Origin of the sequence: Cellulomonas terrae (assembly GCF_007990265.1) — a bacterium.
GTDB lineage: Bacteria > Actinomycetota > Actinomycetes > Actinomycetales > Cellulomonadaceae > Cellulomonas > Cellulomonas terrae.
In genome coordinates this window covers 35,586-60,218 of record NZ_BJWH01000007.1, presented here as the reverse complement: position 1 = coordinate 60,218, position 24,633 = coordinate 35,586, and the positions used below count along the sequence as shown (strand labels likewise).

Sequence of the window (24,633 nt, the reverse complement as noted above, 5' to 3'; positions counted from 1 at the left end):
CGATCAGCCCGGGAAGGTCGTCGCGAACACGTCTGCGAGCGCCCGGTGACCGTCCCCGTCCGGGTGCACGCAGTCCGCGCCGCCGACGAAGTCCCCGTCGCCGAGCGTCCCGAACGTGTCCACGACGACCGCGTCGTACCGGTCCGCGACCACCCGCAGCCGGTCGTTGAAGCCGAGCGGCAGCGCACCGAGGCCGATGTCGCCGCCCTCGAGGATGAAGTCGCCGAGGACGCGCGCGGTGGCCGGGTCCGCCGCGCCGAGGGCGCAGTACGGCAACGGGTTGTAGTACGTCATCGCGAGGATCACCGTGTCCCGGCCGGCCGCGGCCCGCAGAGTCGCGAGGATCTCGTCGTACCGGGCCTCGAAGCCGGTGAACGTCTCCTGGAGCGCGGGCACGCAGGAGCCGGTCGGGGGGACGCACGCCCGCACGGCAGGCCCGTACAGGTCGTTGCCCCCGACCGAGACGGTGACGACCTCGACGTCGTCGCGGGGCGACCGGGTGTCGTTGCGCGCCTCGATCAGCGCCACGGCCTGGTCGAGCTGGTCACCGGGCTGCAGGACCGTCGCCGTCGTGACTCCCGCCGCGACGCCCGGGATACCGGTCCGGGACAGGTTCACCAGCTCCAGGGCGTGGCAGCTCTTCCCCGGGCCGCGGTGGTGGTGCGGACGTCCCGGCGCGCAGTCCAGCTCGTGCCGGAGCACCCGGTGGTACTGCGCGACGAAGCCGCTGGCCTTCCACAGCGCCGCCGTGGTCGGGAAGTCCATCGCCGGCGGCACCGACTGCTGACCGGCCGGCAGCGAGTCGCCGATGACGACGTGGACGGGATGACCCCGGTGCGGCGGCCCTCCCGGCGGCGACGCCACCGCGGACGACCCGCCCAGGACGAGCAGGACGGCGACCAGCCCGGTCATCCACGAACGCCTCACGGTGAGCCCCCTCGTCCCGGTGCGATCGCTCCACGCTACGCCCGCCAGACCCACGCAGGCCGTCGCTACGCAGGCGGACATCTGCTCGTGCGTCGGGGGATCCCGACCTGCAGGTCTCCGTCGGACACGGCCCGGTCTCGGTCCGGTGACGATCGGGCGGACCGCACGACAGACGGCGGCGACCGGTGCGAGCCTGGCGGGCATGCTCACCCGCACCCGTGCCGCGCTGGTCCCGGTCGTCGCCGTCGTCCTCCTCGTCGCGGGCTGCGCCGGCCGCCCCGGTGGCACCGCTGCAGGCGACCCGTCGGCGTCCGTGACGCCGACGGCGGCGTGCCCGATCGTGGAGGGGCAGGAGATGCCGTCCGACTGCGTCCCCTACGACGGCGAGGCGGCGATGGCGCAGAACGACGCGTACCGGCAGCGGTTCGAGCCGGGCGAGGAGAGCCGGGCCGAGGTCGAGCCGCAGCGCGTCGCAGCGCAGGACGCCCTGGCCTCCCTCGTCGGCGGCCCGCTGTCGGTCGGTGCCGTGCACGACGCGCTCGAGGCCGCCGGGTTCGATCCCGACGTGCCCTGGGTGGAGGCGGCCGGCGACCCCGCGGCACCGTCGTCGATCGGGGTGATCATCTCGGTCGGCGGGCTGTGCCTCGTCGGGACGCTGGACGCGGACCACGCCGAGGTGGAGACCGACGGGATGATCGCCGACGGCGGGTGCGTGCCGGCGCAGTGACGCGCGTCAGCAGCAGCCGTCCGCGCAGTGCTCCCCGTCGCCGACGAGCTGGGACACCGGCGTGCAGCACGCCTCGCCCTTCCAGGCCTCGATGCCTTCCCGGACCGCGAACCCGGCGATCACGACGGCGGCGATCGGGTCGGCCCACCACCACCCGAGCGTGCTGTTCAGCACGAGACCCACGAGCAGGACGGCGGACAGGTAGGCGCAGACCAGGGTCTGCCGGGAGTCCGCGACGGCGGAGGCCGACCCGAGCTCGCGACCGGTGCGGCGCTCGGCCCAGGACAGGACCGGCATGACCGCCAGGCTGACCGCGGCCAGGACGATGCCGACCGTCGAGTGCTCCGGCTCGGCCGCGGTCAGCAGGGTCCGCACGGCGTCGACGGTGACGAACGCGGCCAGGCCGAAGAACGACAGCGCGATGGTCCGCATCGCGGCGCGCTCGCGGGTGCGCGGGTCCGGGGCGGAGAACTGCCAGGCGACCGCGGCGGCGGACAGCACCTCGACGACCGAGTCGAGCCCGAACCCGATCAGGGCCGACGACGAGGCGATCCGGCCCGCGACCAGCGCGACGCCGGCCTCGACGACGTTGTACGTGATCGTCGCCGCGACGATCCACCGGATCCGCCGTTCGAGCAGTGGTCGGCGGTCGGTCGAGATGCTGCTCATGCGCAGGCGCAGTCCGGTCCGCAGCACGACGGGTCCACCGCGAGCACCAGGCCCAGCAGGTCCGCGAGCGCCGACGACAGCCGCGGGTCCGCGAGCCGGTACCAGGTGCGGCGCCCGTCCGGGACGGACTCGACGAGCCCGCACCCCCGCAGGCACGCGAGCTGGTTCGACATCACCTGCCGGGACACCCCCAGCGCGTCGGCGAGGTCCGACGGGTAGGCCGGAGCCTCCCGCAGCGACAGGAGGATCTTGGTGCGTGTCTCGTCCGAGAGGGCGTGCCCCAGCCGGGCGAGCGCGGAGGTGTGCGTGAGCGTGGCCGTCCCCATGCGCATGGACAGTACACGCAACGCTGTACTGCGAGGGGCGCTAGCGTGCGGGAGATGACAGATCCCGCGACCGCGCACGCCTGGCGGGCGCTCGGCGGTCCGGCAGGCCTGGTCGAGCACGTCTCCTCCACGGGGACGCCGCAGCCGGGTGGCAGGCTGCCGACGCGCGAGCTCTCCCGGGCCTGCGTCGGGGTGTGCTCGCTCGCCGCCGCCGAGCTGCTCGCAGCGCGGACCGGGCGCGACATGCCGGCCGTCCGGGTCGACGAGGGAGCAGTCGCCGTCGCCTTCGCGAGCGAGCGCCACCTGCGCGTCGACGGGCACCGGATCCCGCTCTTCGCCCCGCTCTCCCGCTTCTGGCCGACCGCCGACGGCTGGGTGCGCACGCACGCCAACTACCCGCACCACCGGGCGCGACTGCTCGCGGCGCTGGGACTGCCGGACTCCGGCGACGACGCGGACCTGGTCGACCGGCTGTCCGCGGCGCTCCGCGAGCGCACAGCGATCGACGTGCAGGAGACGGTCTACGCCGCGGGCGGTCTGGCGGTCGCCGTCGCCCCGCCGGGAGCGCTCGACGAGCCGCTCGTCACCCGCGTCGCCTCCGGCGAGGACACGACCGGTCCCCTGCCGCCGGCCACGCTCCCCGCCCAGGGCGTCCGCGTCCTCGACCTCACCCGGGTCCTGGCCGGACCGGTGGCCACCCGGACGCTCGCGCTCCTCGGCGCGGACGTGCTGCGGGTCGACGCCCCGTGGCTGCCCGAGGACCGCGGCACGCACATCGACACGGGGTTCGGGAAGCGGACGACGCGGCTCGACCTCGGACAGGCAGCGGACCGGACCGCCTTCGAGGCGCTGCTCGACACCGCGGACGTCGTCGTCACCGGCTACCGTCCCGGCGCGCTGGACCGCCACGGGCTCGGCGCGGACACGCTGGTCGCGCGACGACTCGGGCTGGTCGTCGCCGAGCTCTGCGCCTGGGGCTGGGCCGGGCCCTGGACGGGCCGGCGAGGCTTCGACAGCCTGGTCCAGGCCGGCACGGGCATCTCTGTCGTCGAGGCGACGGACGACGGACGCCCCGGCACCCTGCCCGTCCAGGCGCTCGACCACGGCACGGGCTACCTGCTGGCCGCGGCGGTCCTGCGCGCGCTCACCGATCGGGCGGTCACCGGCCGCGGCCAGCACGTGCGCCTGTCGCTGGCGGGCACCGCGACCTGGCTGCTCGGCATCGCGCCGCTGCCGGCACCCGCCGAGCCTCCCGAGGAGCCGGACCGGTGGCTGACCGAGACCGACTCCCCCTACGGACGGCTCCGTCACGCCCTGTCCCCGATCGGGGTCGCGGGCGTACCGACGGACTGGACCCGACCGCCCCGCCTCTGGGGCACCGACGAGCCCCGGTGGGGGGCCGAACGAGGAGGCAGCACATGACGACCGGTCCGACACCCTTCGAGGTCCACGAGTCAGGAGCCCTGTTCCACGGGACGAAGGCGGACCTCCACGTGGGAGACGTCCTGCAGCCTGGCCGCCGCTCGAACTTCGGCGGAGGCAGGACCGCCGGCCACGTCTACGTGACCGCGACCCTCGACGCGGCGACGTGGGGCGCCGAGCTGGCCCACGGTCCCGGGCGCGGCCGGATCTACGTCGTCGAGCCGACCGGTGCCCTGGAGGACGACCCCAACGTCACCGACAAGCGGTTCCCCGGGAACCCGACGCGGTCCTACCGCACCCGCGAGCCGGTCCGCGTCGTCGGGGAGGTCGAGGACTGGGTCGGGCACCCGCCCGAGCAGCTCCGGGCGATGCGGGAGCACCTGGCCGAGCTCGAGCGGTCGGGCACCGCGGAGATCGACGACTAGGTGGCGGACCGGCGGTACACCGTCGTGAGGCGGTAGTCCTTCGACGGGCCGAGGGCGTGCCAGACCTCCTCGAACCGGTCGGCGTCGAGGAACCGTCCGGTCACGCGGTAGGTGTCCGCGGAGCACGGGTGCTCGCCGGACCAGGCGTCGTCGACGAGGTCGAACCGGTAGAAGAAGCGGCCGTCGCCGAACAGCACGTCGACGGACCGGCCGCCCGCACCCCGCAGCAGCAGTCGTCGACGCGCCGGGCTCACGTGCCCGCCGAAGGTCAGCACCCCGGACTCGACATAGGCCAGCGCCCCGTCGCCGGTGGGCTCGAACTGCGCCGTGCCCGTCAGGTGACCCTCCAGCCCGGCGCGCGCGTCGACCACGGCGCGGTCGACCGACCAGGATCCGGCGAACCTGTCGAGCAGCACGGCTACCCGACCACCGGGATGCTCTGGATCCCCAGGCCGGCGAGGGCGACCAGCAGCAGGACGAGCCCCAGCGCGAGCAGGACGGCGCCGAAGAGCGTCACCGCGCCCGCGTCCGCGGCAGCGGCGAGCACCGACGCCCGCGCGGTCACGGACGTGGAACCCGGGACGGTGACGATAGCCATGAGCCGCGACTGTAGCGACCCGGCCGCACAGGCGGCGTGCCGTCCGGGTGACAGATCCACCCGTACCGGACCAGGGGACGGCCGTCGGTCGGTAGCGTGTGCGCTCGCGGCCGGGCGAGCGCCGTACCAACCAGCTGGGGGTGGGCATGGCCGTCGCCGGAGGCGATCCGCAAGCGCTCGGGGCTCGCCGACGGTCCGACGACCGCGGGCGGGCAGCTGCTGCAGGCGACGGGGATGCTGCCTCAGCGAGCACGTTCACGGTCCCGGCGGGCGACCCGGACTGGCACGACGTCGTGGTCGCCCTGTGAAGCCCGAGCGGGAGTTCCTCGAGCTGGGTGAGCCCGGCGACGCGTCCCTGGACCGCCTGCTGGCCGTGGCCGACCAGGACCGGCAGGACATGGGCGCCGCTCGCCGACCGGCTCCGACTGCTGCTGGCCCGGTTCGGGGGTTACGACGCGCGATTCGCCGCGGCGCGACGGCGAGCCCACGCCGGAGGGACGGGCTGGGTCGACGGCACCGACGCCGACTCCTGCCACCGCGTCTGGTTCGAGCTTCACGAGGACCTCGTCGCGACGCTGGGGATCGACCGGAGCACGATCCCCTGACCCGTCAGAGCAGGCCGTGCGCGCGGAAGACGCGGTCGAGGATCTCGCGGATCGTCGGCGCCTTGAGCCCGTTGTAGTCGGCCGCCGGGCCGCCGTCCGTGCGCAGCCGGTCGGCGGCCGAGCGCTTCGCCGCCGCGTAGGCCTCGCGGTCCTCCGGGTGCTCCCGCAGCCAGTCGCGCAGGAGCAGGTGCCGGACCGCCTCCGGGCAGTCGGGGCTCCAGACGTGCAGGTGCGCGCGCGACTCGTCGTGCAGGTGCATACGGTGCCCGTGCCAGTTGCGCTCGCGCAGGAGCAGCGTGAAGCCGGCGGCCTCGAGCCGTGCGCGGTAGTGCGCCTCGTCGGCCGAGTCGGCGACGGTCAGGTCGAGGTCGATGATCGGCTTCGCCGCCAGCCCCGGGACCGAGGTGGACCCGACGTGGTCGAGCGCGAGCACGTCGTCGCCGAGCGCGTCCCGGACGCGGTCGGCGAGCAGCGCGTACGCGGCCGGCCAGGCGGGGTCGTACTCGACGACGGTGATCTCGCCGGGCTCCGGTGGCACCACCCACTCGAGGCCGTCGGGGTCGAACGGGGAATGGCGGACGATCTCCTCGGCGCTGAGCACCGTCCGAGGTTAGCGGCGGTTCAGCGCCGGGTGACCAGTGCCTGCACCTCGCCGACGCGCACCTCCGCCGACCGGGAGAACTCCATCGGGATCGTCCCGGACTGCCCTCCGCCGGCCCATTCCACGACCCACCGCGACGTCGCGGTCACCGTGTACGCCTCGTCGGGCTCCCGAGCGGAGGACCGGTCGTAGGTGTACCCGCACGTCGGGGAGTCGCCGCCGCCGTACGACGGGTCGTACGGGGTCCCCGGGCCGTCGCAGGACACCGGGGCGCCGTCGTCGCCCATGTCCCACACCACCTCGTCCAACCGGGCCGTCGCGGTCACCGACACGGCGCCGGCGGTCGCCGTCCGCGTCATCGGGCCGACGGTGTGCTCGTCGGGATCGGCGATCCACAACCACGTCTGCAGGCCCACGACCGACAGCGCGTCCGCGTCGGGGTTCATCCCGAGCAGACCAGCCCGGAACTCCATCTGCTCGACCGCCGCCTGCGCGAGCTCACGGGGCGAGGGGCCGGGCAACGCCTCCGGCAGCCACTGGTACGTCGTCCACATCGCGCTGGAACCCGGTTGCGGGATCATGCAGCGGTACACCACCCCGTCGGTGCGCCCCTCCCAGACGGGGTCCTCGAACGGGGGCTGCGGGTCCGCCGGCTGCATGTAGCAGCTGCGCGAGTCCGACCACGTCCCCAGGCCGTTGACGCACTCGATCTCCTCGCCCGACCACCCCCTGCACACCCGCGGGCCCGTGGACGTTCCCCCACCTCCCGGCGGCGTCCCCTGATCACCCGGGGACCCCGGGTCCGTCGCCTCGACCTGGCACTCGCCCCCGAGGCCGGTGACGGAGCAGGTCGGGGGCGCCACCGCCGCCAGTCCCGCCGCGAGCACGAGGAGCCCGGCCGCGCCCAGCTCGGTCAGCACGGACGCGCGGCATCCGGCTCGACGGCGTCGACCGTCCAGTGACCGTCGTTGTTCTGCACCGTGTACGTCATCGTCAGCCGCTTCGGGAAGCTCGGGTCCAGGGCGGACGAGCCGTCGGGAAGGACCACGTCCTTGCCCGTGCTGTCCGCGCACGCCTCGAGGATGACCTGCTCACGGCCGCCCCCCGACGGACCCGGCTGGAACTCCACCAGGGTGATGTCCTCGAGCACCGTCGAACCGGTCTGCCGCGCGCCTTTGGCCTTGGACTGCTCATAGGTCGCGGGGAGGGTCGTGCGGAGGTCGCCGCCCACCAGGCCGCTGAGCGGGCCGAGGTCGACGTACCCGCCCTGCGCGAACTCGTCGACCGCCTGCATCAGCGCGGTGAGCGCCGTCGTCGCGGCGGCCACCGCAGCCTCCTCCTGCGCCTCGGCAGGGTCCGCCGTGGGCGTCGGGGTGACCGCCTGGCTCGCGCTCGTCGTCGGCTCCGGCTCGGGCTCACCCGGGGTGCACCCGGCCGCGGCAAGGGCCATGACCACGAGGGCCGCGGCAGTCCACACTCGTCGCGTCACAGTGCCCCCAGCTCCTCGACAGCAGACCGGCGCCAGGCGCCGCCCGAAAAGATACCCCAGGCGACCGACGCCGCACGGCCCCGGTCGACGACCGCGCTTCAGCGCGTCACTGGAGCGTGTAGCCGCCGCGGACGACCTTGAGCGGCAGACCGTCCAGCTCGGCGGCGTCGAGCTCGGAGGGCAGGTCGACGTCCGGGGAGACGGTGACCTCGAGCACCAGGCCGGAGTCGGTCTGCTTCACACCGACCGCGTTGACGCCGTCGAGCTCGATGAGCCGCGCCTCGTGCTGGCGCTGGACGGCGACGGCCTCGTCATAGGTGAGTGCCATCGCACCATCGTCCCACCGACGCCGTGCGGACGCCCGTCGCCGGGCGTATCACCCCGGTCGCGGGCCCGCTCCTGTCTCGTGGATGGGCATCCGCTCATCCGACGAAGGTGCACACGAGGGGGTCGGTCCATGTCATCCATCGCGGAGCTGGTCGCCATCAAGGAGCGGGTCGAGGAGGAGTTCCTCGCTCGGCCCGGGGTGACCGGCATCGACGTCGGCTACAAGGTCGTAGGCGGCGTCCAGACCGACGAGGTCGCCATCCGCGTCCACGTCGAGAAGAAGAAGGCCAGCGTTCCCAAGGCGCAGAGGGTTCCTGCGTCCATCGACGGCGCCGTCACGGACGTGCTGGAGCGCACGTACGAGCTCCAGGTCGTCCGCACACCGTTGACCGTCAGCGTCCAGGCGGACACGACGCACTACGCCACCCTGCAGGGCGGCATCAGCATCGGCCCGAGCAGGGCGATCGGCGGCTTCGTCTACTCCGGCACGCTGGGCGCGATCGTCACGGACAACGTCAGTGGCCAGAAGGCGGCCCTGACCAACTTCCACGTGGCGTGCGTGGACGACGGGTGGCACGTGGGCGACCGGCAGGTCCAGCCCAGCCGCGGTGACACCGGCGTCGTCCCGGGGGACGAGTTCGGGGCGATCCTCCGAGCCGTCCTGTCGTCGCACATCGACGGCGCCGTGCTCTCGATCGACGCGGGCCGGACCACGGCGGGAACGGTCGTCGACATCGGGACGGTCAACGGCACGAAGCCTGCGACGCTCGGGATGGCGGTCCGCAAGCGCGGCCGCACCACCGGTCTGACGCACGGTTCCGTCGACGGGCTGTCGCTCACCGTGAGCGTCGACTACGGCGACGGCCTCGGGGTCCACACCCTCACCGACCAGGTGAGCATCGCCACCGACACGACGCAGAACCCGCTGTTCTCCGCCAGCGGCGACTCCGGTTCCGTCATCGTCGACTCCACCGGTGCCGTCGTGGCCCTGCTGTTCGCGGGAGCCGGCACGAGCACCGTCGGCAACCCGATCGCGAGCGTCCTGACCGAGCTGGACATCGCCATCCCCACGGGGAAGTCGATCATCAAGGACATCAAGGACGGTCGCAAGGACTTCATCAAGGACAAGGACAAGGAGCTCCGCAAGGACATCATCAAGGACAAGGAGCTCAAGAAGGAGGTCATCAAGGACAAGGAGCTCAAGAAGGAGCTCATCATCGACGGGAAGCGGCTCAAGGACATCAGGGACGTGTTCAAGGGGCCGGACATCCCGTTCGACCCCCGCGACCCGGGCAACGGTCCGGGCTTCGGTGGTGGTGGCTTCTCCGACCGCCTGGCCGAGCTCGAGGGCAGGCTGGGCTCGCTCGAGAGCTTCATCTCGCCCGAGCTGAGGCCGGACCTGACCTCCAGCGCGTTCGGCGCCGAGGAGGACCTCTCGACCGACGAGATCGCGGCCCTGCGTGCCGAGGCCGAACGTCAGGTCACGGACGCCGCGGAAGCGAAGTCCGACCTCGACAACCTTCTGGGCTGAGCAGACGGCGACCCGGCCGGTGACGACCTCGCCGGCCGGGTCCCACCGAGGAGAACCCATGTTCGTCGTCCTGTGCGACCTCGACGACAGTGCGGCTCTCTGGCTGGACTCGCGGTTCCGCGAGCTCGGTCAGACCTCCGTGCTCGTCACCTCCGGACTGCTGTCGTTCGCCCGGCGACGATCGCAGTGGATCGGCCGCGACGGCACCCGCGCGACCGTCGACCTCGGCGACGCCGGGGTGATCGACGAGCCCGCCCTCGTCGTCAACAGGCTCCTGTCGCCGCCCACCGCCGCCTGGCAGTGGGCCCAGCCGGGCGAGCGCGACTACGCCGGGGCGGAGCTGACGGCGTTCACGCTGAGCTGGCTCGCGGCGCTGCCGGGTGCGGTGCGCAACCGTCCGACGCCCACCTGCCTCGCCGGCCCGTCACCGCACCCGCTGCACGCCGCGGTCGTCGCCCACCGCGCGGGTCTGGACGTGCCGGACGCGGAGCCCGGGGTGGGCTCGTCCACGCTCTGGCTCCTCGAGGCCGCGGTGCGCAGCGCCGCGCCGGCCGCGCGGGTCGACCATCTCGTCGTCCTCGACGGCCGGATCGTGGACGCCGGCGGCGTCGAGCGTCGGGTCGGCGCACGGATGCCCGAAGGCTTCCCGGCGGGGATCGCACGCTTCGCGGACGCCGTGGGGGCCTCCGAGGGGCTCATCGGCATCGACGTCGTGGTCGCGGAGGGCCGGTGGTGGTTCGCGGGCATGACGCCGCTGCCCGACCTGATGCTCGCGGGCGACGCCCTCGTCCAGGACCTGATCGCACTCGACGCGAGGGTGGTGACCCGGTGAGCGTCCTGGTGTGGGGGGTGCCGACGGAGAGCCCGGTCGAGCTCCTGCTCGGAGCCCTGTCGCGGCACGGCGCCGACCCGGTGGTGCTCCACCCCCGCCGGTTCCTGGAGCAGCACGTCGACGTCGGCCTCGCGGGCGGAGAGCTGCGCGGTTCGATCCGGGTCGGGGACCGGACGACCGACGTCGGCGACATCGGCGGGGTCTACGTGCGGCCGATCGAGCCGGAGCTGGTCCCCGAGCTCAGGGGCGTAGCCGCGGACGACCCCGCGATGCTGCGCGCCCGTGCGGGGTTCGACGCGCTGATGGCCTTCACCGAGGCCGCCCCGGACGCGCTGGGCTGCAGGGTCGCGAGCCGGCTGTCCGCGATGGCCTCCAACATGTCCAAGCCGTACCAGGCTCAGCTGGTGCAGAGGGGCGGCTTCGACACCCCCGAGACGGTGGTCACCGACGACCCGGACGAGGCGCGAGCGTTCGTCGACGCGCACCACGGAGCGATCTACAAGTCGGTGAGCGGGGTCCGCTCGATCGTCAGCGTCGTGGACCTGGACCGGGATGCCGAGCGGCTGGGACTGATCCGCTGGTGCCCGGTGCAGTTCCAGGAGATCGTCCGCGGCAGGGACGTGCGCGTCCACGTGGTCGGCGACGAGGTGTACGCCGCGATCGTCGACTCGTCGGCGACCGACTACCGCTACGCCCGCGCGCAGGTGGGCGAGGACGCGACGCTCGCGCCGTACACGCTGCCCGACGACGTCGCCGAGCGGTGCGTCCGGCTCGCCCGCGACCTCGACCTGCCGTTCGCCGGCGTCGACCTGCTGCTCGCGGACGACGGGCGCGTCGTGTGCTTCGAGGTCAACCCGTCACCGGGCTACCCCTGGTACGAGACGGCCGCGGGGCTGCCGATCTCCGACGCGCTCGCCCGGTGGCTGCTCCGGGCCGCGTAGCGAGCCGGTCCGCACCTGCACCGCGTCGCCTTCTCGGTCGACGACCTCGACGAGGCCCTGGCGGTCGCCGCGCGGCACGGGTGCCATCCGCTCCGCGGCGTGGCCACCTACGAGGACGTCTACAAGCTCACCTACCTCCGCGGTCCCAGCGGCATCCTCGTGATGCTCGCCCAGGAGCTCGCTCGGTAGAGGCTCAGCGCACGCGCAGCACCTGGCCCAGCCGCTCGCGCCGGCGGGCGGAGGACTCGACGGTCACGATCACCAGCACGGCCGCCGCGACGAGCCCCACCGGCACGACCGTCCACCACGGCAGCACCACGCCGGGATCGCCCGACTGCCCGGTGACGAGCCGCAGCGCGAGCGGCGCGACGAGGGCGCCGACCAGCACCATGCCCAGCAGGACGCCGCCCGCCGCGGCCACCACGATCGACGGCAGCAGCTCACCCGCGGCGACCCGCGTCGTGTCCCGGTGGCGCAGCCCGAGCACCCGCGCCGTCGCGAGCGACGTGGAACGCCCCGGGGCGGAGGCCGCCGCGGCCAGGACCACGATGACCGTCGCGTATCCGGCGCACAGGGCTGCGACGAGGGTGAGCAGCGCCAGCAGCCCTCCCGCCAGCGGGTCGTCCCGGCGGTCCGTCAGCCACTGGGCGCGGGTCAGCACGTGCCCCCGGACCGCCGGTGCGGCCTCGTCGGCCGACGCCGCCGCGCCCGGGCCGACCGCCCACACGGTGTTCGGATCCACCTCCGGCGGATCCGTGCCGAACCGCTGGGTCCCCGTCCGCTCGGCCCGGGCCGCCGCCAGGGCCTGGACGACGGCGGCGAGCGCGGCGCGGTCCACGACGACGGTCGGACCGGCCGGGGTCCCGTCGGCCTGCTGCGCCGGGAGCGCGGGGACCTGGCCCACCGGCTCCAGCTCGACCGTCACGTTGCCCCAGCGAAGCGACGGCCGGGTGCCCAGCAGCGCCTCGGGGACCAGCGCGGGCAGCGGACCGGTGCTGGCGCGGGTGGCGGCGTCGCTCAGGACGCCGAACGCCGGCGAGGACCCGAACGGCGTGCGGGCGAGCAGCTCCCCGTACGGTTCCGGGTCGACCGCGAGCACCCGCACGGCGTCGACACCCCGCACGTCGAAGAGCTCGCTGCGGACCTGCACCCGGCCCACGGCGACGGCGTCGACACCCTCGCCGGCGGCCAGCGCGCCCGCGACGTCCGGCAGCGCCGCGTCCGGCACCGTCGTGCGCACCACGACGTCGGCCCCCACCGTATCCCACGAGCCCTGCGCCTGGCCGGCGCGCGCGGTGCTGGCCAGGGCGCCGCACAGCGCGACGAGCGTCGTGACCACGACGAGCGCGACGAACGGGAGCACCGCCCCGGTGGCACCGGCCCGTGCCACGGCGAGGAGCGGGGCCGCCTTGCGCGACCTGCGGGCGACCCGCAGCGCACCGCCCAGCAGCACGGGGACCGCACGCCACAGCAGCAGCGCGCCCGCCGCCGCGACGAGCACCGGCGCGGCCGCGAGCGCCAGGTCGGCGGGCCCGGAGATCGACACGACGCCCCGACGACGCAGCGCGACCAGGGCAGCCGCCGCGAGCACGAGCAGCGCGGCCTCGACCGACACCCGGCGGACCGACCGCACGCGCTGCGCGAGGCGCCGGTGGTGCCGGTCGGTCGGGACCCGGCGGGCGTCGCTGCGTGCGGCCGTCACCGTCGCGAACGCGGGGGGCGCGAGGACGCCCACCGCCACGACGGCGACCCACGGCCACGAGATCGTGCCCGGCACCGCGACCTGGCCCAGGACCAGGCCGACCGCAGCCCCTGCACCGACGACCACCGCGGCCTCGGCTGCGGCTCCCGCGGCGATGCCGGGGAGGGAGGCTCCGCGGGCACGCAGGGTGCGCAGCGCCGCTGACCGGCGGCGCGCGAGGAGGTCGGCCCCGACCAGGAGCACGAGCCCGGTGCCCCACCCCAGCCCGGCCAGCACCACCGTCGCCTGCGACCACGTCGCCGCCACGCGACCGCGCACCTGGGTGAGCACGAGGTCGAGCCGGGACGTGACGCTCGCCCCCGGCCCGGGCACGGTCGTGAGCTCCGGCGACGCCTCCAGCGCGGCGATCTCGGTGGCCAGTCCGCCGGATCCGGCGTAGTCCAGCGCCCCCGGCTCCACCGGGAACCGGAACGTGCGGGTCACCCCGTCGGGCTCGAGGGCGGCGCGGGCTGCCGGGAGCGACGCCGCGGACAGGAGTCCACCCACGACGGTCGTCGGTGCGTCGGGCGGGCCCACCACCCTCGGCTCGAGGATCTCCGGCCGCGCGGTCCACACGAGGTCGCTGGGATCGTCCGCGTCGAACACGCCGGTGACGAGCACGGGGACGACCGTGCGGTCGGTCATCAGGGCCTGGAAGGTGTCGCCGGCACCGACGCCCAGGACCCGAGCCACGTCGTCGGACAGGGCGAGCTGCACGGCGCCGTCCCGCCCGGGCCCGCCGGGCGCGCTCCCCGCGAGCCAGCGGACCGCAGGCTCCTGCCCCGCCCACAGGTAGCTCATCCACAGGACGCCCCCCGTCGGGAGGTCGGGGGTGCTGAGCGTCAGGTCGGTGCTGGTGGCGTCCGCGACGGGCGCCCCGAGCACAGGCTGCAGCGCGGGCGGCAGGGCACTGGCGATGTCGCGGGCCGCGTCGTCCACGCCGATCCGGGTGTCCTCAGGACCGACCGTCGGGTCCGACGCCCCGGCGCCGTACCTGCTGGAGACGACGAGGTCGACGGCCGGGTCGGCGTCCGTGACGGCCGACCGGACCGCGGTGTCGGCACGGTCGCCCAGCAGCCGGGGGACCGCGTCGGTGACACCGACCGTGAGCGCCACGACGAGCACGGTCACCACCAGCGGCCACAGGTCGGCGCGGCTCCGTCGCCAGGCGGTTCTCATGCGCCCGGCTCCATCCGCAGGCGGGCGATCGTCGCGCGTCGCACCGCGCGGGCGGCGAGGGGGACGACCACCGCGGCGCACCCGAGCAGCAGCAGGAGGACCGTCGCCACCTGGGCCGGCCACGGCCAGCTCACCAGCGCGGCCGGCACGGGTCGCAGCCCCTCCGCGGAGACGGTCAGGAGCGGGGCCACGGCCCAGCACGCGAGGACGCCCAGCAGCCCCCCGGCGAGCACCGGCACCCCGATGAGCACGGCCTGCTCGGCCAGGACGGACCTGAGCACCGAGCGTCGCAGCGCGCCCAGGCCGCGCAGGCGGGCCACGTCGACCTCACGCGCCTCGAGGGCGGTCGTGGTGTGCAGCGCGGTCCCGACGAACGTCAGCGTGATCGCGGCGATCACCAGCAGGGCCGCCGCGGCGCGCTGCGCCGCACGGAGCGGGCCCTCCGCGCTCTCGCGTGCCACGGCCGTGCGGTCCGTCACCGGTCCGACCCCCGCGGCGTCGAGCGTCGCGGCAGCATCGTCGGGCAGGGTGCCGCCGACCCACCACGCGTCGGTCAGGGGGTCGAGGTTCCCCTGGCTGAGGGTCGCGCGGGACAACGTGTCCACGTCGGCCAGCAGCGCCGCCGCACGCGGTTGCGACGGGATGTACGCGGCGATGCCGGCGACGGTCGCGCTCACCGGGGTCGGACCGAGCGCGAGGTCCACGCCGTCACCCACCGCGAGCCCGAGCTCGTCCGCCAGCCGTGCCGAGACCACCACGGGCACGTCGTCGACGGGCTCGAACGCGATCGCCGTCAGCGTGCCCTCGGACCAGAACAGTCCCGGCAGGAAGGCGGTGCCGTCGAGGGTCAGCCGCGCACCCTCGGGCACGTCCTCGGCCGTGATGCGGTCGAGCGCGGCCACGACGTAGTCGCTGCTCGGCGGCCGCGCCGGGGACCACGTGCCGCCCGGCTCCAGGGTCGCGCCCGGGATCGTGACATCGAGGTCGAACGCGGTCTCGCTCGGCTGGTCCGGGTCGTCGGCGTCACCCGACGCCGCGAGCCGGGTGTCCACGGCGACCACCCGCACGTCGGGCGGCACGGCCACGGCGAGGTCGTGCGGGTCGCCGTCCAGCAGCACCTCGCCCGCGGGCAGCGCGGCGCGCGCGCCGTCGCCGTCCTGCACCACGAGGCTGAGCGTCGCCGTCATCGGCACGTCGTCCGCGACGTGCCCCGTGACGACCAGCGCGGCACTCGTACCGGTCAGGCGGATGCCCCCGACGGGACCCGCCGGCGCGAGGCCCGACGTGACGTCCGCCCAGTCCCCGGACGGCAGCCGGCCGCGCAGCAGCCCGTCGGCGTCCCGCGTGTCGACCGCGACCAGCTGCACGGCCCCGTCGCCGCCCTGTGCTCGCGAGCCCAGCGTGACGGGCCGGCTGGTGACCGGGCTGACGCGACCGTGCGTCGCGGCGCGCAGCGTCGCACCCGTCCCGAGAGCACCCAGCTGCGCGGGGACCGACAGGTCGGTGCCGACCGTGGCGGCGGCCTGGTCCCGCTGCGACTGCGACCACGTCGCGGCGAACCCGATGCCGAACGTCGCGCACGCCGACGCCAGCACCACCAGGAACGCTGCCGCGGCACCCTGCGGGCGACGCGCCACCCCCCAGGCCGCGAGCGGCCAGGTCAGCGAGCGGGACGACGCGGCGCGCGCCTCGGCGCTCCGGGCGAGCAGCGGGAGCGGGCGCAGGACGAGCGCCGCGCCCGCCACCAGGCACAGCACGGGGGCGACGACGAGCACCGGGTCCACGGTGGCGCCACCCGCCACCCGGTGCGCGCGCAGCTGCAGGTAGGCGAGCGCGGCCAGGGCGAGGAGCAGCAGGTCGGCACCGGAGCGGGCCACCACCCCGACCCGGTCCTCGCGGGCGCCCCGGGTCGAGCCGGTGCGCAGCCAGGGCAGCACCAGGAGACCGCCGAGCGTGACCGTGACGACGGCGACGCTCGCGACGAGCGGGAGCAGACCGCCCTCGGGCACGACGTCGGGATCGAGCCCCACCGCACCCGCCAGCACCTGGTACAGCGCGAGGGCCAGCGCCGTCGCCGGGACCATCGCCAGGATCGCGAGCGCGCCCGACTCGACGGCGGCCTGGCCGACCAGGCGGGCCCGGCTCGTGCCGCGCGCGCTGAGCAGCGCCGCCTCGGCCGCGCGCCGCCCGGCGACCAGCCGGGCCGCCAGCACCACGGTGGTCGCGGCCAGCGCCGCGCCCAGCAGCGCCACGGCCAGCACCCCCGAACCGGTCACCCCCCGCTGGTCTCGCGCCGCGTGCACCGTGCGCGCGTACGGCAGGTCCACCACGAGGTTCTGGGTGCGGTCACCGAGCGCGCTGCTCAGCTCCTTGCCCAGGGCGTCGACCCCCGCGCCGGCCCGGGTCAGGTCCGCGGCGGTGGCCGGCGTCAGGTCGGGCTGGACCCGCAGGGCGACCCGGCGCAACGGGACGCCGCTCGCGGCGACCTCGCCCGGTGCCACGACGAACGGGCCGTAGCCGGTGATGTAGCCGCGGTAGTTCGGGCTCACGCCAGCCCCCTGCAACGGGTCCTCGTCCCACGCCGGTCCCGGCCGCGGCACGAACGTCCCGACGACCGTCAGCGCGGTGACCCCGTCGCCCGGGCCCTCGCCGAGGGTGGTCGCGCTGCCGACGTCGAGACCGAGCGCCCGGGCCGCCGACGTGGGCAGCGCAGCCTCGCCCGGCGCATCGGGCCAGCGCCCCGTGGCGAGCGTCCCGCGCGCGTCCCGGTCGTCGAGCTCCGCGAGGTACGCGAGGCGCAACGGTCGCCCGTCGGCGGGCAGGTACCGCATGACGGTGGAGGTCCACGTGGTCGTGGTGGTCGGGAGGTCCCCGAACGGGGCGGTGAGCATCGCCGACGCCTCCGCCACGGCCCCGGAGGCGTCCCTCGCGGTCGCGGCGACGGCCTCGCTCACGTCCGGGTCGTCGGGTTCCTCCGGGAAACCGAGCGCGACCCCGACCTCGACGTCGGCGACCGGGGTGCGGACCATCGCGAGCTGCAGCGCCCGCTGCGGGGAGGCCGTCAGGAGCAGCACGCACGTCCCGACCACCGACGCGCCCGCGACCATGACCGTCAGCACCGCCACCAGCACGGCGACCTGGGCGCGGGCCCGTCGCCACACGAGCTCAGCCACGCTCGGCAGCCCCGACCAGCCGGCCGTCCACCACGCGCACCGCGCGGTCCGCGAGCGCGATCATCACCGGGTCGTGCGTCGCGACCAGCGCGGTCATCCCCTCCGCCTCGACGACGCCGCGGATCAGCGCCATCACGGCCAGCCCGGTCTCGCTGTCGAGCTGCCCCGTGGGCTCGTCGGCGACCAGCAGACGAGGCGAGCCGGCCAGGGCCCGCGCGATGGCGACCCGCTGCTGCTGTCCACCGGACAGCTCGTCGGGCCGCTGCAACGCGTGCGGGGCCAGCCCGACGAGCTCGAGGAGCATCTCGACGCGGCGCTCGCGCTCGGCCACCGGTGCCTCGCGCAGCCGCATCGGCACACCGATGTTCTCGGCCGCCGTCAGGACGGGCATCAGCCCGAACGTCTGGAACACGAACGCGACCCGGTCGCGGCGCAGGAGGGCCTGCTCGTCGTCGCTGAGCGCGGCCACGTCGACGCCGTCGACGAGCACGCTGCCCTGGTCCGGCCGGTCGAGCCCGCCGACGACGTTGAGCAGCGTGGTCTTGCCGGACCCGGACCGCCCGACGAGCGCCACGAGCTCGCCCGGGGCCACGTCGAGGTCGACACCGCGCAGGGCGTGCACCGCGGACGGTCCGCTGCCGAAGGTGCGGTGCACGTCCCGGACGCGCACAGCCGCGCCGGGGGCGGCGCTCACCGCGGACTGCCGTCGGGCCAGACGCTCAGGTGGTCGGCCTCGAGCGCGAGGCGCACGCGCCGGGTCATCGCGAGCGCCTCGCGGTACTCCCGCGGCACCTGCAGCCGCCCCGCCCGGTCCATCACCGCGTACTCCTCGTGGGTGACGTCACCGCCGGTGTCCCGACGCAGCACCTCGCTGCTGGTGCGCCCGTCCCTGATCGCGACCGTGCGCTCCACGAGCCCGCTGACGGCCGGGTCGTGCGTGACGACGACGACCGTGGTGCCCGACTCCCGGTTCGCCGTGCGCAGCGCGTCGAACACGTCCCTCGCGGTCGCGGTGTCGAGCTCGCCCGTCGGCTCGTCGGCCAGGAGGAGCTGCGGCTCGTTGGCCAGCGCCGTCGCGATGGCGACACGCTGCTGCTCGCCGCCGGACATCTCCTGCGGCTGCCGGTCGGCGACGTGCCCGACCCCGACGAGGTCGAGCAGCTCGTCCGCGCGCGCCGCCCGCTGCCGGCGCGGCCCCCGCATGGGCACCGCGACGTTCTGCCGGGCCGTCAGGTACGGCAGCAGGTTGCGCGAGGTCTGCTGCCACACGAACCCGACCATCTGCCGGCGGTACGCGACCCGCTCCTTCGCGTGCATCGCCATGAGGTCCCAGCGACCGACCCGCACCCGGCCCGCCGTCGGTGCGTCCATCCCGGAGAGCACCGCGAGGAGCGTCGACTTGCCCGAGCCGCTGGCGCCGACGACCGCCACCATCTCGCCCTCGTCGACCAGCAGGTCCAGCCCTTGGAGCGCCTGCACCTCGACGCTGCCCGACTGGAAGATGCGCACCAGGTTGTCGCAGGCCACCAGGGCGTCATGACCGAACTGCGCGGTCGGCTTGGCGCCGCCGCCCAGGGCCTGGAGCGTGCTGTCCGACACCTGCGTGCTCCCTCCGTCGGGCGACCGTCCCCCCGCAGGCTAGGCCGATCCACGCCGCCCCGAGCACGAAACGGCCCACGCAGCCCCGTCCGCCACTGGAGCCGCAGTGCGATGATCGCCGCATGCTCGAGGCGCTCACCGGCACCGGACTGGCCACCGCGGCCGGTCTGAACGCGTACATCCCCCTGCTGGTCATCGGCGCGCTCGCGCGGTGGACGGACCTGATGAACCTGCCTGCAGGGTGGGAGTGGCTCGAGAACGGGTGGGTGCTCGCCGTGCTGGCAGTGCTCCTGGCGCTCGAGGTCGTCGCCGACAAGATCCCCGGCGTCGACAGCGTCAACGACATCGTGCAGACCGTCGTCCGGCCCGTCGCGGGCGGCATCGCGTTCGGTGCCGGCTCGAGCTCGCAGACCGCCGTCGTCACGGATCCCCAGGCGTTCGTCGAGTCCGGGCAGTGGGTCCCGGTCGTCGTGGGGATCGTCATGGCCCTCGTCGTGCACGGCGCGAAGGCCACCGTGCGGCCCGTCGTCAACGCCACGACGCTCGGCGCCGGGGCGCCCGTGGCGAGCACCGTCGAGGACGCGACGAGCGTCGGGCTGTCGTTCGCGGCGATCCTCGCGCCTCTGCTGGTCCTGGTCGCGCTCGTCGGGCTCGTGATCGTGTGGTTCCGCTTCCGCGCACGACGCCGACGTGGCGCGGCAGCGCGGGAGACGTCACCCGACGTCGCACCGCCCCCACCGCCGGCCGGCGCCCCCTAGCCGCAGGACGGCGGACGGGCGATCGAGCCCGCGTCCCGGGCCCTTCGGGGACCACCTCCGGGACTGGCGCCGGTCCGTCCCGCGTTTCCCGCGTGTCGGGGCCGCCCGCGGTCTAGCGTGGCGAGCGCTCGGCCGGCCGCTGACGTCGACGGGCAGCGTCACGCGGCACTCGACGGTCCCCGGGACGTCGACACCCACGAGCTCCTCGGAGGCCCGATGAACCCGCGCACGAGCACCACCGGCTCCTCGCGCCGCACGGCTGCCGTCGGGGTCGTCGCGGTGACCCTCACGGTCGGGGCGACCGGAGTCGCCTACGCGCTCGCGACCGCCGACCGGCCGGCCGCTGAGGTCACGGCGGGTGACGCCGCCCCACCGGCGCCGGTGGACGACGCCGTCCCGGCGACGGACGACCCGACGGCGGCGGACGTCCTCGCAGGGCCGGACGAGTACACGCAGGAGCGGGCCGACGCGTTCTGGGACGCGGGCTACTACCTGGAGGACGCGTTCGCGCTCGCCGCGCTCTGGAACCTCGACATCCTCGAGGCGAAGGGGCGGGCCGGGCAGCTGCTGCTCGACGGGCAGCCCGTGCCGGTCGCGCCGGGGTCCTCTCTCGACCTCACGGATCCCGACACCATCGCGATGCTGGAGCTGAACGCGTTCTGGGACGCGGGCTACACGGGTGACGACGGCGTCACGCTCGCGGCGCTGTGGAACGTGGACGTCGGCGAGGCCAAGGCGACCGCCGGCACCATGCTCCGCAACGGACAGGCACTCCCGATCGCCCCGAGCGGCACCCCCGTCTCCTGACCCCGCGCGGGCGGTGCCGGACCAGCCTCGAGCGGCAGGCCCGGCACCGCTACCGCGTCAGCAGCGGGTCGCAGCCGAGCGTGCGGGCGGGGTGCCGTAGAAGTTCTCGTTGTAGACCCAGCGGTGGCCGTTGTACGTGTTGACCGCCCACCAGATGTTGCCGTGGGCGTTCGTCATCCAACAGTCCAGCGCGACGTACTGGGAGACGGTGAGACCGGCCCGGTCGAGGACCCCACAGCTGGCGTAGGGGCCCGAGCGCATCGGCGCGTCGATCTGGACCTCGGCCGACCCACCCGACCTGTTCGGCGTCATGTGTCCGCACGTGTCCGCCTGTGCGGGTGCGGCGCCGACCGCGCCCAGGGTGGCGGCCACCGTCGCCGTGACGAGTGCACTGACCAGGACATTCTTCCGAGACGTCATCCCGCTCCTCGTGTTCCGTTGTCGTAGATGCGTGCACCCGCATGATGTCGTGCGCGAGCGCGAGGCGCGCGGCGACATCGGACACCGGGCTGCTGCTGCGACGCCGGGGACGAGCGGCACGCGGTACGCGGTACGTCCGGCTACCAGGCACGTCCGGGCTCGTAGGTGCCGAACGACCACTCGTGACCCCCCGGATCAAGGACCCGCGCTCGGCGCGACCCCCACTCGGTGTCCTCGGGCGGGAACACCGGGTGGCCGCCCGCGGCGAGCGCCTTGTCGTAGAGGTCGTCGACCCGATCGGTGTGGAGGTACAGACCCCGCCCCACCGACCTGTCGCGCAGTCCTGGTGTCTCGTCGTCCTGGTCGAGGCTCGCCACCATCACGACTGCACGGTCGAGCCGCAGCTCGGCGTGCTGCACGGTGCCGCCACTCCCGTCCTGGCGACGCACCACCCGGAAGCCGAGCGCTTCCAGCCACGCGATTGCTCCTGGGGCGTCCTGATAGCTGAGGTAGCCGTACAGAGCGGCAGCGACCTGCTGGTCATCCATGGTTCCGACGCTCCCAGCCTGGCGCGCTCGTGCACAAGGGCCACCTCCTCCCGACCACCGCCGGTGTGTGACCATGAAGAGTGGCCGTCCTCGAGGATGTCCGTCGGCTGGGTACGGAGCTGGAGCGGTCCTCCCCGGTCTACGTGCGCGGCCGCCTGAAGTTCCGCGTCAGGCAGCTGGTCTACGTCGCCTTCTCGCTCGACGAGCGAGTCATGGGCTTCGCCTTCCCGAGGGAGGAGCGGGCAGGGCTCGTGGCGGGCGACCCACGGAAGTTCCAGCTGCCGAGCGAGTCCGACCTGCGGTTCAGCTGGGTGCACGCCGACCTCGCTGCGCTGGATCCTGCCGAGGCGCGCGAGCTCGTCGTCGACGCCTGGCGCATGGTCGTCCCGCAGAAGGTCGCCCGGGCCTACGATCTCGCCCACCCGGCGGGGCCAGGCTGAGCCCGAGCGTGGGACCGAGCCGGTGCGTCCCCGCGGCAGACTGTGCCGCATGACGTCTGCGGTGGTGCTCGGTGCAGGGATCGGAGGCCTCGCGGCCGGGGTGGCGCTCGCACGCCGCGGTTGGTCGGTGACGGTGCACGAACGCGCGTCGTCGCTCGAGCCGGTCGGGGCGGGGATCGCGCTGGCACCGAACGCGCTCCGGGCCCTGGATGCCCTCGGTGTCGGAGACGCCGTGCGCGGGATGGCGCGGCTGAGCGGCGAGGTAGGACTGCGTCGACCGGACGGGCACTGGCTGGTCCGCGCCGACGTCACGGCCACGGGAGAGCGGCTCGGGGACACCGCCGTGGTGCTGCACCGTTCGCAGCTCGTCGACCTGCTCGCCGCTGCCCTGCCGGCGGGCGCGCTCCGGCTCGGGGAGGAGGTCACCTCCGTCGCACCGGGCGTACCGGGTGGCGCGAGCGCGGTCGTCTCGGTCGCCGGGCGCGCCGGTGACCCGCCTGCCGACCTGCCGGCGGACCTCGTCGTCGCTGCCGACGGCATCGACTCACCGACCCGCCACACCCTCTTCCCCGACCACCCCGGGCCGACGTACACGGGCGTGACGGCCTGGCGGTTCGTCGCGGCCGCACCGCCGGGCGGTGTCGAGCCTGCGGAGACGTGGGGGCGCGGGTCGATCGTCGGGCTGACGCCGCTCGCCGACGGCCGGGTGTACTGCTACCTGACGGCCGTGCTGCCTGAAGGCACCCGGTTCGACGACGAGGCCGGTGAGCTCCGTCGACGCTTCGGGGGCTGGCACGCGCCGCTCCCTGACCTGCTCGCCGACCTGGACGCCGCCGCGGTGCTGCACCACGACCTGCGGTGGCTCGCGACACCCCTGCCCCGGTTCGACGTCGGCCGCGTCGCCCTCCTCGGGGATGCCGCCCACGCGATGCCGCCCAACCTCGGCCAGGGAGGCTGCCAGGCGCTGGAGGACGCGGTCGTCCTGGCTGCGGCCGTCGACGACGCCCCTCTCGGCACCGGGCTCGCCGCGTACTCGGCAGCACGCCTGCCGCGGACCACCCGCATCGCGAGGATGTCCGCCCAGATCAGCGGCCCGACCACGTGGACGTCAGGCACCGCGGTCGCCCTGCGAGACCTCGGCATGCGCGTCGCAGGCCGCTTCGCCGGGCCACTGATGGAACGCCGCCTCCAGGACGTCGTCGGCTGGCACCCCCCGGCCTGACTCGGACGACGAACCCGTCAGGGCAAGCTCGAGTGGCGACGCCGCCGCCGGGTCACCAGGGGAGGTAGTAGGTGAGGAGGTCGGCGGTCAGAGGCGGGAACAGGGCACCGAAGAACTCCGCGTCCGGTGCGTAGACGTCCGGGTAGAGCCGCTCGAGCCCCTGGATGCCGAGGTGACCGAGGAGCAGCGCGGGAAGGCGGTCGGGGGCGACGCCCGCGCCGCCGGCCACCCCCGGCGCCTGCATGGGGCCGCCGACCTCGACTCGGCCGAGCCCGGCGTCCGTGGTCCACGGCAGCCGGTAGTGGCGGCCGAACGTCGAGATCACGACCTCCCGGCCGAGGCCGGCTGCGCGCAGGCGCGCGGTGAGCACCGGACGCAGCGCGTCCAGCACCAGCTCGGGGCGCTCCAGCCGCACGTAGTACTGCGTCGCGTCGGTCCCGCCGGGTTCGAGGAGCTCCGCCCAGGCCCGTCCCGGCGTCGTGAGCGGCCGGTGCACGATCGTCAGCGGCTCGCCGAGACCCCGCAGGGCGTCGAGGAGGTCGTGCGCCGCCGTGGTGTCCGCCGCGGTCGCCTCCGCGACGAGCAGCCCCTCGTCCGGTGGGCCGGTCCGCGCGGAGGCGACGACGACGCCGTCTCGCTCGAGGACCCGCGTCGTGCTGCCCTCGTGCGCGAGCAGCCAGCGCCAGCGTTCCTCCGGGTGCGGCATCGCCACGTCGTACGGGGCCTGAGCCGCCTCCTGCAGCGCGACGAGGGTCGGGACGTCCGCCGCCGTCGCCTCGCGCAGGATCGATCCGGCCGGTGCGTCGCCGGGCGACGACGCAGGCTCGCGGTCCCCGGGTGGCGATGACTCGCGCAGCCCTCGTGCCCGGGGGATGTCGATCGCGTACTCGTAGCCGAAGAGCCGGTAGAAGTACGGGATCCCGATCATGACCTGGAGCACGTGCCCGCGGTCCCGCGAGCGGTCGTGCGCCCAGCCCATCAGCGCCCGGACCAGTCCCCGGCCCTCGTACTCGGTGTCGGTGGCCACCAGCTCGACCTGACCCGCCGGGAGCACGACGTCGCCCACCCGGACCGTCTCGTCGAGCAGGGTCGCCGTCGAGACCACGCGGTCGCCGTCCACGACGACGGCGCACGCGTCCCAGCCGAGCTCGCCCTCCACGACGAGCCGGTGGTCCAGCGCGTCCGGCTCCTCGCCGCGTTCGACGAGCAGCGAACCGATCTGGTCGAGGTCGGACGGTCGGGCCGTGCGGAGCTCGAGCCCGCCGGGCATCGTCGTCATGGTCCGCAGCCTCGCCCTCTCTCCGGTGCCGGGTCCAGCCGATTGTC

Annotated in this window: 27 protein-coding genes and 1 pseudogene; 12 read left to right on the top strand and 16 right to left on the bottom strand. The window is 74.8% G+C overall.

Annotated features, from left to right (window positions below):
* Window positions 1–3: 3 nt before the first annotated feature.
* Complete coding sequence (locus tag CTE05_RS08615) at window positions 4–927, bottom strand: SGNH/GDSL hydrolase family protein (protein ID WP_186814799.1); 924 nt, start codon at window positions 925–927, stop codon at window positions 4–6.
* A 202-nt stretch (window positions 928–1,129) separates the two neighbouring features.
* Between CTE05_RS08615 and CTE05_RS08610 the strand changes: the two genes are divergently transcribed.
* Entirely contained in the window at window positions 1,130–1,654 is a 525-nt protein-coding gene (locus tag CTE05_RS08610; protein ID WP_146845716.1) for a hypothetical protein, read from the top strand.
* Between the two features lie 6 nt (window positions 1,655–1,660).
* On the opposite strand, the gene CTE05_RS08605 is transcribed toward CTE05_RS08610, so the two are convergent.
* Both CTE05_RS08605 and CTE05_RS08600 read right to left on the bottom strand, forming a co-directional pair.
* Window positions 1,661–2,323, bottom strand: coding sequence for a cation diffusion facilitator family transporter (locus tag CTE05_RS08605; RefSeq protein WP_186814798.1), 663 nt, complete (start codon window positions 2,321–2,323; stop codon window positions 1,661–1,663).
* Entirely contained in the window at window positions 2,320–2,649 is a 330-nt protein-coding gene (locus CTE05_RS08600; protein ID WP_146845715.1) for an ArsR/SmtB family transcription factor, read from the bottom strand. Before CTE05_RS08600 ends, CTE05_RS08605 begins: the two co-directional genes overlap by 4 nt.
* Window positions 2,650–2,703: 54 nt before the next feature.
* Here CTE05_RS08600 and CTE05_RS08595 point away from each other — a divergent pair, with 54 nt between their 5' ends.
* The gene (locus tag CTE05_RS08595) at window positions 2,704–4,071 is read left to right on the top strand and encodes a CoA transferase (protein WP_186814797.1); all 1,368 of its coding nucleotides are present in this window, start codon (window positions 2,704–2,706) and stop codon (window positions 4,069–4,071) included.
* On the top strand, window positions 4,068–4,496 hold the full coding sequence (gene arr / locus CTE05_RS08590; RefSeq protein WP_146845714.1) for an NAD(+)--rifampin ADP-ribosyltransferase: 429 nt from the start codon (window positions 4,068–4,070) through the stop codon (window positions 4,494–4,496). The genes CTE05_RS08595 and arr overlap by 4 nt, the downstream gene beginning before the upstream one ends.
* Here arr and CTE05_RS08585 read toward each other — a convergent pair.
* Together CTE05_RS08585 and CTE05_RS08580 are read right to left on the bottom strand one after the other, a co-directional pair.
* Complete coding sequence (locus tag CTE05_RS08585; RefSeq protein ID WP_146845713.1) at window positions 4,493–4,912, bottom strand: DUF6314 family protein; 420 nt, start codon at window positions 4,910–4,912, stop codon at window positions 4,493–4,495. The two genes, arr and CTE05_RS08585, sit on opposite strands and share 4 nt — an antisense overlap.
* 2 nt (window positions 4,913–4,914) lie before the next feature.
* Window positions 4,915–5,094, bottom strand: a complete 180-nt coding sequence (locus CTE05_RS08580; RefSeq protein ID WP_146845712.1) for a hypothetical protein — start codon at window positions 5,092–5,094, stop codon at window positions 4,915–4,917.
* A gap of 335 nt (window positions 5,095–5,429) precedes the next feature.
* On the opposite strand from CTE05_RS08580, the gene CTE05_RS08575 reads away from it, so the two are divergent.
* Entirely contained in the window at window positions 5,430–5,699 is a 270-nt protein-coding gene (locus tag CTE05_RS08575; protein ID WP_307724285.1) for a hypothetical protein, read from the top strand.
* Window positions 5,700–5,703: 4 nt separating this feature from the next.
* Here the strand turns inward: CTE05_RS08575 and CTE05_RS08570 are convergent, their stop codons facing one another.
* From CTE05_RS08570 to CTE05_RS08555, 4 genes are all read right to left on the bottom strand, one after another.
* A complete protein-coding gene (locus CTE05_RS08570; RefSeq protein ID WP_146845711.1) occupies window positions 5,704–6,300 on the bottom strand; it encodes a GrpB family protein in 597 nt (198 codons plus the stop codon).
* Between the two features lie 20 nt (window positions 6,301–6,320).
* Entirely contained in the window at window positions 6,321–7,220 is a 900-nt protein-coding gene (locus CTE05_RS08565) for an SPRY domain-containing protein (RefSeq protein WP_146845710.1), read from the bottom strand.
* Window positions 7,214–7,789, bottom strand: coding sequence for a hypothetical protein (locus CTE05_RS08560; protein ID WP_146845709.1), 576 nt, complete (start codon window positions 7,787–7,789; stop codon window positions 7,214–7,216). The genes CTE05_RS08565 and CTE05_RS08560 overlap by 7 nt, the downstream gene beginning before the upstream one ends.
* A 106-nt stretch (window positions 7,790–7,895) precedes the next feature.
* A complete protein-coding gene (locus CTE05_RS08555; protein WP_146845708.1) occupies window positions 7,896–8,117 on the bottom strand; it encodes a hypothetical protein in 222 nt (73 codons plus the stop codon).
* A 129-nt stretch (window positions 8,118–8,246) separates the two neighbouring features.
* Here CTE05_RS08555 and CTE05_RS08550 point away from each other — a divergent pair, with 129 nt between their 5' ends.
* From CTE05_RS08550 to CTE05_RS08535, 4 genes and pseudogenes are all read left to right on the top strand, one after another.
* Window positions 8,247–9,647: a chymotrypsin family serine protease gene (locus tag CTE05_RS08550; protein ID WP_146845707.1), complete on the top strand. Its 1,401-nt coding sequence runs from the start codon at window positions 8,247–8,249 to the stop codon at window positions 9,645–9,647.
* 58 nt (window positions 9,648–9,705) lie between these two features.
* The gene (locus CTE05_RS08545; RefSeq protein ID WP_146845706.1) at window positions 9,706–10,479 is read left to right on the top strand and encodes a hypothetical protein; all 774 of its coding nucleotides are present in this window, start codon (window positions 9,706–9,708) and stop codon (window positions 10,477–10,479) included.
* Window positions 10,476–11,420 carry an ATP-grasp domain-containing protein gene (locus CTE05_RS08540; protein ID WP_146845705.1) on the top strand — a complete coding sequence of 315 codons (945 nt, stop codon included), beginning with the start codon at window positions 10,476–10,478 and terminating at the stop codon, window positions 11,418–11,420. The genes CTE05_RS08545 and CTE05_RS08540 overlap by 4 nt, the downstream gene beginning before the upstream one ends.
* Before the next feature lie 15 nt (window positions 11,421–11,435).
* Window positions 11,436–11,609: pseudogene (locus CTE05_RS08535) on the top strand (VOC family protein); the annotation flags it as partial.
* A 4-nt stretch (window positions 11,610–11,613) separates the two neighbouring features.
* On the opposite strand, the gene CTE05_RS08530 reads toward CTE05_RS08535, so the two are convergent.
* Genes CTE05_RS08530 through CTE05_RS08515 form a run of 4 tightly spaced genes read right to left on the bottom strand, consistent with a single transcriptional unit; the run spans window position 11,614 to window position 19,112 of the window.
* Window positions 11,614–14,340, bottom strand: coding sequence for an FtsX-like permease family protein (locus CTE05_RS08530; protein ID WP_146845704.1), 2,727 nt, complete (start codon window positions 14,338–14,340; stop codon window positions 11,614–11,616).
* Complete coding sequence (locus CTE05_RS20215) at window positions 14,337–17,513, bottom strand: ABC transporter permease family protein (RefSeq protein ID WP_186814796.1); 3,177 nt, start codon at window positions 17,511–17,513, stop codon at window positions 14,337–14,339. Before CTE05_RS20215 ends, CTE05_RS08530 begins: the two co-directional genes overlap by 4 nt.
* Window positions 17,506–18,207, bottom strand: coding sequence for an ABC transporter ATP-binding protein (locus CTE05_RS08520; protein ID WP_146845703.1), 702 nt, complete (start codon window positions 18,205–18,207; stop codon window positions 17,506–17,508). The genes CTE05_RS20215 and CTE05_RS08520 overlap by 8 nt, the downstream gene beginning before the upstream one ends.
* Window positions 18,204–19,112: an ABC transporter ATP-binding protein gene (locus tag CTE05_RS08515; RefSeq protein ID WP_146845702.1), complete on the bottom strand. Its 909-nt coding sequence runs from the start codon at window positions 19,110–19,112 to the stop codon at window positions 18,204–18,206. The genes CTE05_RS08520 and CTE05_RS08515 overlap by 4 nt, the downstream gene beginning before the upstream one ends.
* 122 nt (window positions 19,113–19,234) lie before the next feature.
* On the opposite strand from CTE05_RS08515, the gene CTE05_RS08510 reads away from it, so the two are divergent.
* On the top strand, window positions 19,235–19,870 hold the full coding sequence (locus CTE05_RS08510; protein ID WP_146845701.1) for a DUF4126 domain-containing protein: 636 nt from the start codon (window positions 19,235–19,237) through the stop codon (window positions 19,868–19,870).
* A 216-nt stretch (window positions 19,871–20,086) separates the two neighbouring features.
* Window positions 20,087–20,677, top strand: a complete 591-nt coding sequence (locus tag CTE05_RS08505) for a hypothetical protein (protein ID WP_146845700.1) — start codon at window positions 20,087–20,089, stop codon at window positions 20,675–20,677.
* 57 nt (window positions 20,678–20,734) lie between these two features.
* On the opposite strand, the gene CTE05_RS08500 is transcribed toward CTE05_RS08505, so the two are convergent.
* Both CTE05_RS08500 and CTE05_RS08495 read right to left on the bottom strand, forming a co-directional pair.
* Entirely contained in the window at window positions 20,735–21,097 is a 363-nt protein-coding gene (locus tag CTE05_RS08500; RefSeq protein WP_146845699.1) for a hypothetical protein, read from the bottom strand.
* Between the two features lie 140 nt (window positions 21,098–21,237).
* Complete coding sequence (locus CTE05_RS08495; protein ID WP_146845698.1) at window positions 21,238–21,645, bottom strand: VOC family protein; 408 nt, start codon at window positions 21,643–21,645, stop codon at window positions 21,238–21,240.
* Window positions 21,646–21,725: 80 nt separating this feature from the next.
* Between CTE05_RS08495 and CTE05_RS08490 the strand changes: the two genes are divergently transcribed.
* Together CTE05_RS08490 and CTE05_RS08485 are read left to right on the top strand one after the other, a co-directional pair.
* Window positions 21,726–22,085: an MmcQ/YjbR family DNA-binding protein gene (locus CTE05_RS08490; protein ID WP_146845697.1), complete on the top strand. Its 360-nt coding sequence runs from the start codon at window positions 21,726–21,728 to the stop codon at window positions 22,083–22,085.
* Between the two features lie 49 nt (window positions 22,086–22,134).
* The gene (locus CTE05_RS08485; protein WP_146845696.1) at window positions 22,135–23,307 is read left to right on the top strand and encodes an FAD-dependent monooxygenase; all 1,173 of its coding nucleotides are present in this window, start codon (window positions 22,135–22,137) and stop codon (window positions 23,305–23,307) included.
* A 52-nt stretch (window positions 23,308–23,359) separates the two neighbouring features.
* Here CTE05_RS08485 and CTE05_RS08480 read toward each other — a convergent pair whose 3' ends face one another.
* On the bottom strand, window positions 23,360–24,586 hold the full coding sequence (locus tag CTE05_RS08480) for a GNAT family N-acetyltransferase (RefSeq protein WP_146845695.1): 1,227 nt from the start codon (window positions 24,584–24,586) through the stop codon (window positions 23,360–23,362).
* Between the last annotated feature and the right edge of the window lie 47 nt (window positions 24,587–24,633).

Excerpts from the sequence above, each read along its gene's own strand:
- CTE05_RS08610 (WP_146845716.1), top strand. The coding sequence starts at position 1,130 with ATGCTCACCCGCACCCGTGCCGCGCTGGTCCCGGTCGTCGCCGTCGTC.
- CTE05_RS08605 (WP_186814798.1), bottom strand. The coding sequence starts at position 2,323 with ATGAGCAGCATCTCGACCGACCGCCGACCACTGCTCGAACGGCGGATC.
- CTE05_RS08600 (WP_146845715.1), bottom strand. The coding sequence starts at position 2,649 with ATGGGGACGGCCACGCTCACGCACACCTCCGCGCTCGCCCGGCTGGGG.
- CTE05_RS08595 (WP_186814797.1), top strand. The coding sequence starts at position 2,704 with ATGACAGATCCCGCGACCGCGCACGCCTGGCGGGCGCTCGGCGGTCCG.
- arr (WP_146845714.1), top strand. The coding sequence starts at position 4,068 with ATGACGACCGGTCCGACACCCTTCGAGGTCCACGAGTCAGGAGCCCTG.
- CTE05_RS08580 (WP_146845712.1), bottom strand. The coding sequence starts at position 5,094 with ATGGCTATCGTCACCGTCCCGGGTTCCACGTCCGTGACCGCGCGGGCG.
- CTE05_RS08555 (WP_146845708.1), bottom strand. The coding sequence starts at position 8,117 with ATGGCACTCACCTATGACGAGGCCGTCGCCGTCCAGCGCCAGCACGAG.
- CTE05_RS08550 (WP_146845707.1), top strand. The coding sequence starts at position 8,247 with ATGTCATCCATCGCGGAGCTGGTCGCCATCAAGGAGCGGGTCGAGGAG.
- CTE05_RS08545 (WP_146845706.1), top strand. The coding sequence starts at position 9,706 with ATGTTCGTCGTCCTGTGCGACCTCGACGACAGTGCGGCTCTCTGGCTG.
- CTE05_RS08530 (WP_146845704.1), bottom strand. The coding sequence starts at position 14,340 with ATGAGAACCGCCTGGCGACGGAGCCGCGCCGACCTGTGGCCGCTGGTG.
- CTE05_RS08510 (WP_146845701.1), top strand. The coding sequence starts at position 19,235 with ATGCTCGAGGCGCTCACCGGCACCGGACTGGCCACCGCGGCCGGTCTG.
- CTE05_RS08505 (WP_146845700.1), top strand. The coding sequence starts at position 20,087 with ATGAACCCGCGCACGAGCACCACCGGCTCCTCGCGCCGCACGGCTGCC.
- CTE05_RS08500 (WP_146845699.1), bottom strand. The coding sequence starts at position 21,097 with ATGACGTCTCGGAAGAATGTCCTGGTCAGTGCACTCGTCACGGCGACG.
- CTE05_RS08495 (WP_146845698.1), bottom strand. The coding sequence starts at position 21,645 with ATGGATGACCAGCAGGTCGCTGCCGCTCTGTACGGCTACCTCAGCTAT.
- CTE05_RS08485 (WP_146845696.1), top strand. The coding sequence starts at position 22,135 with ATGACGTCTGCGGTGGTGCTCGGTGCAGGGATCGGAGGCCTCGCGGCC.
- CTE05_RS08480 (WP_146845695.1), bottom strand. The coding sequence starts at position 24,586 with ATGACGACGATGCCCGGCGGGCTCGAGCTCCGCACGGCCCGACCGTCC.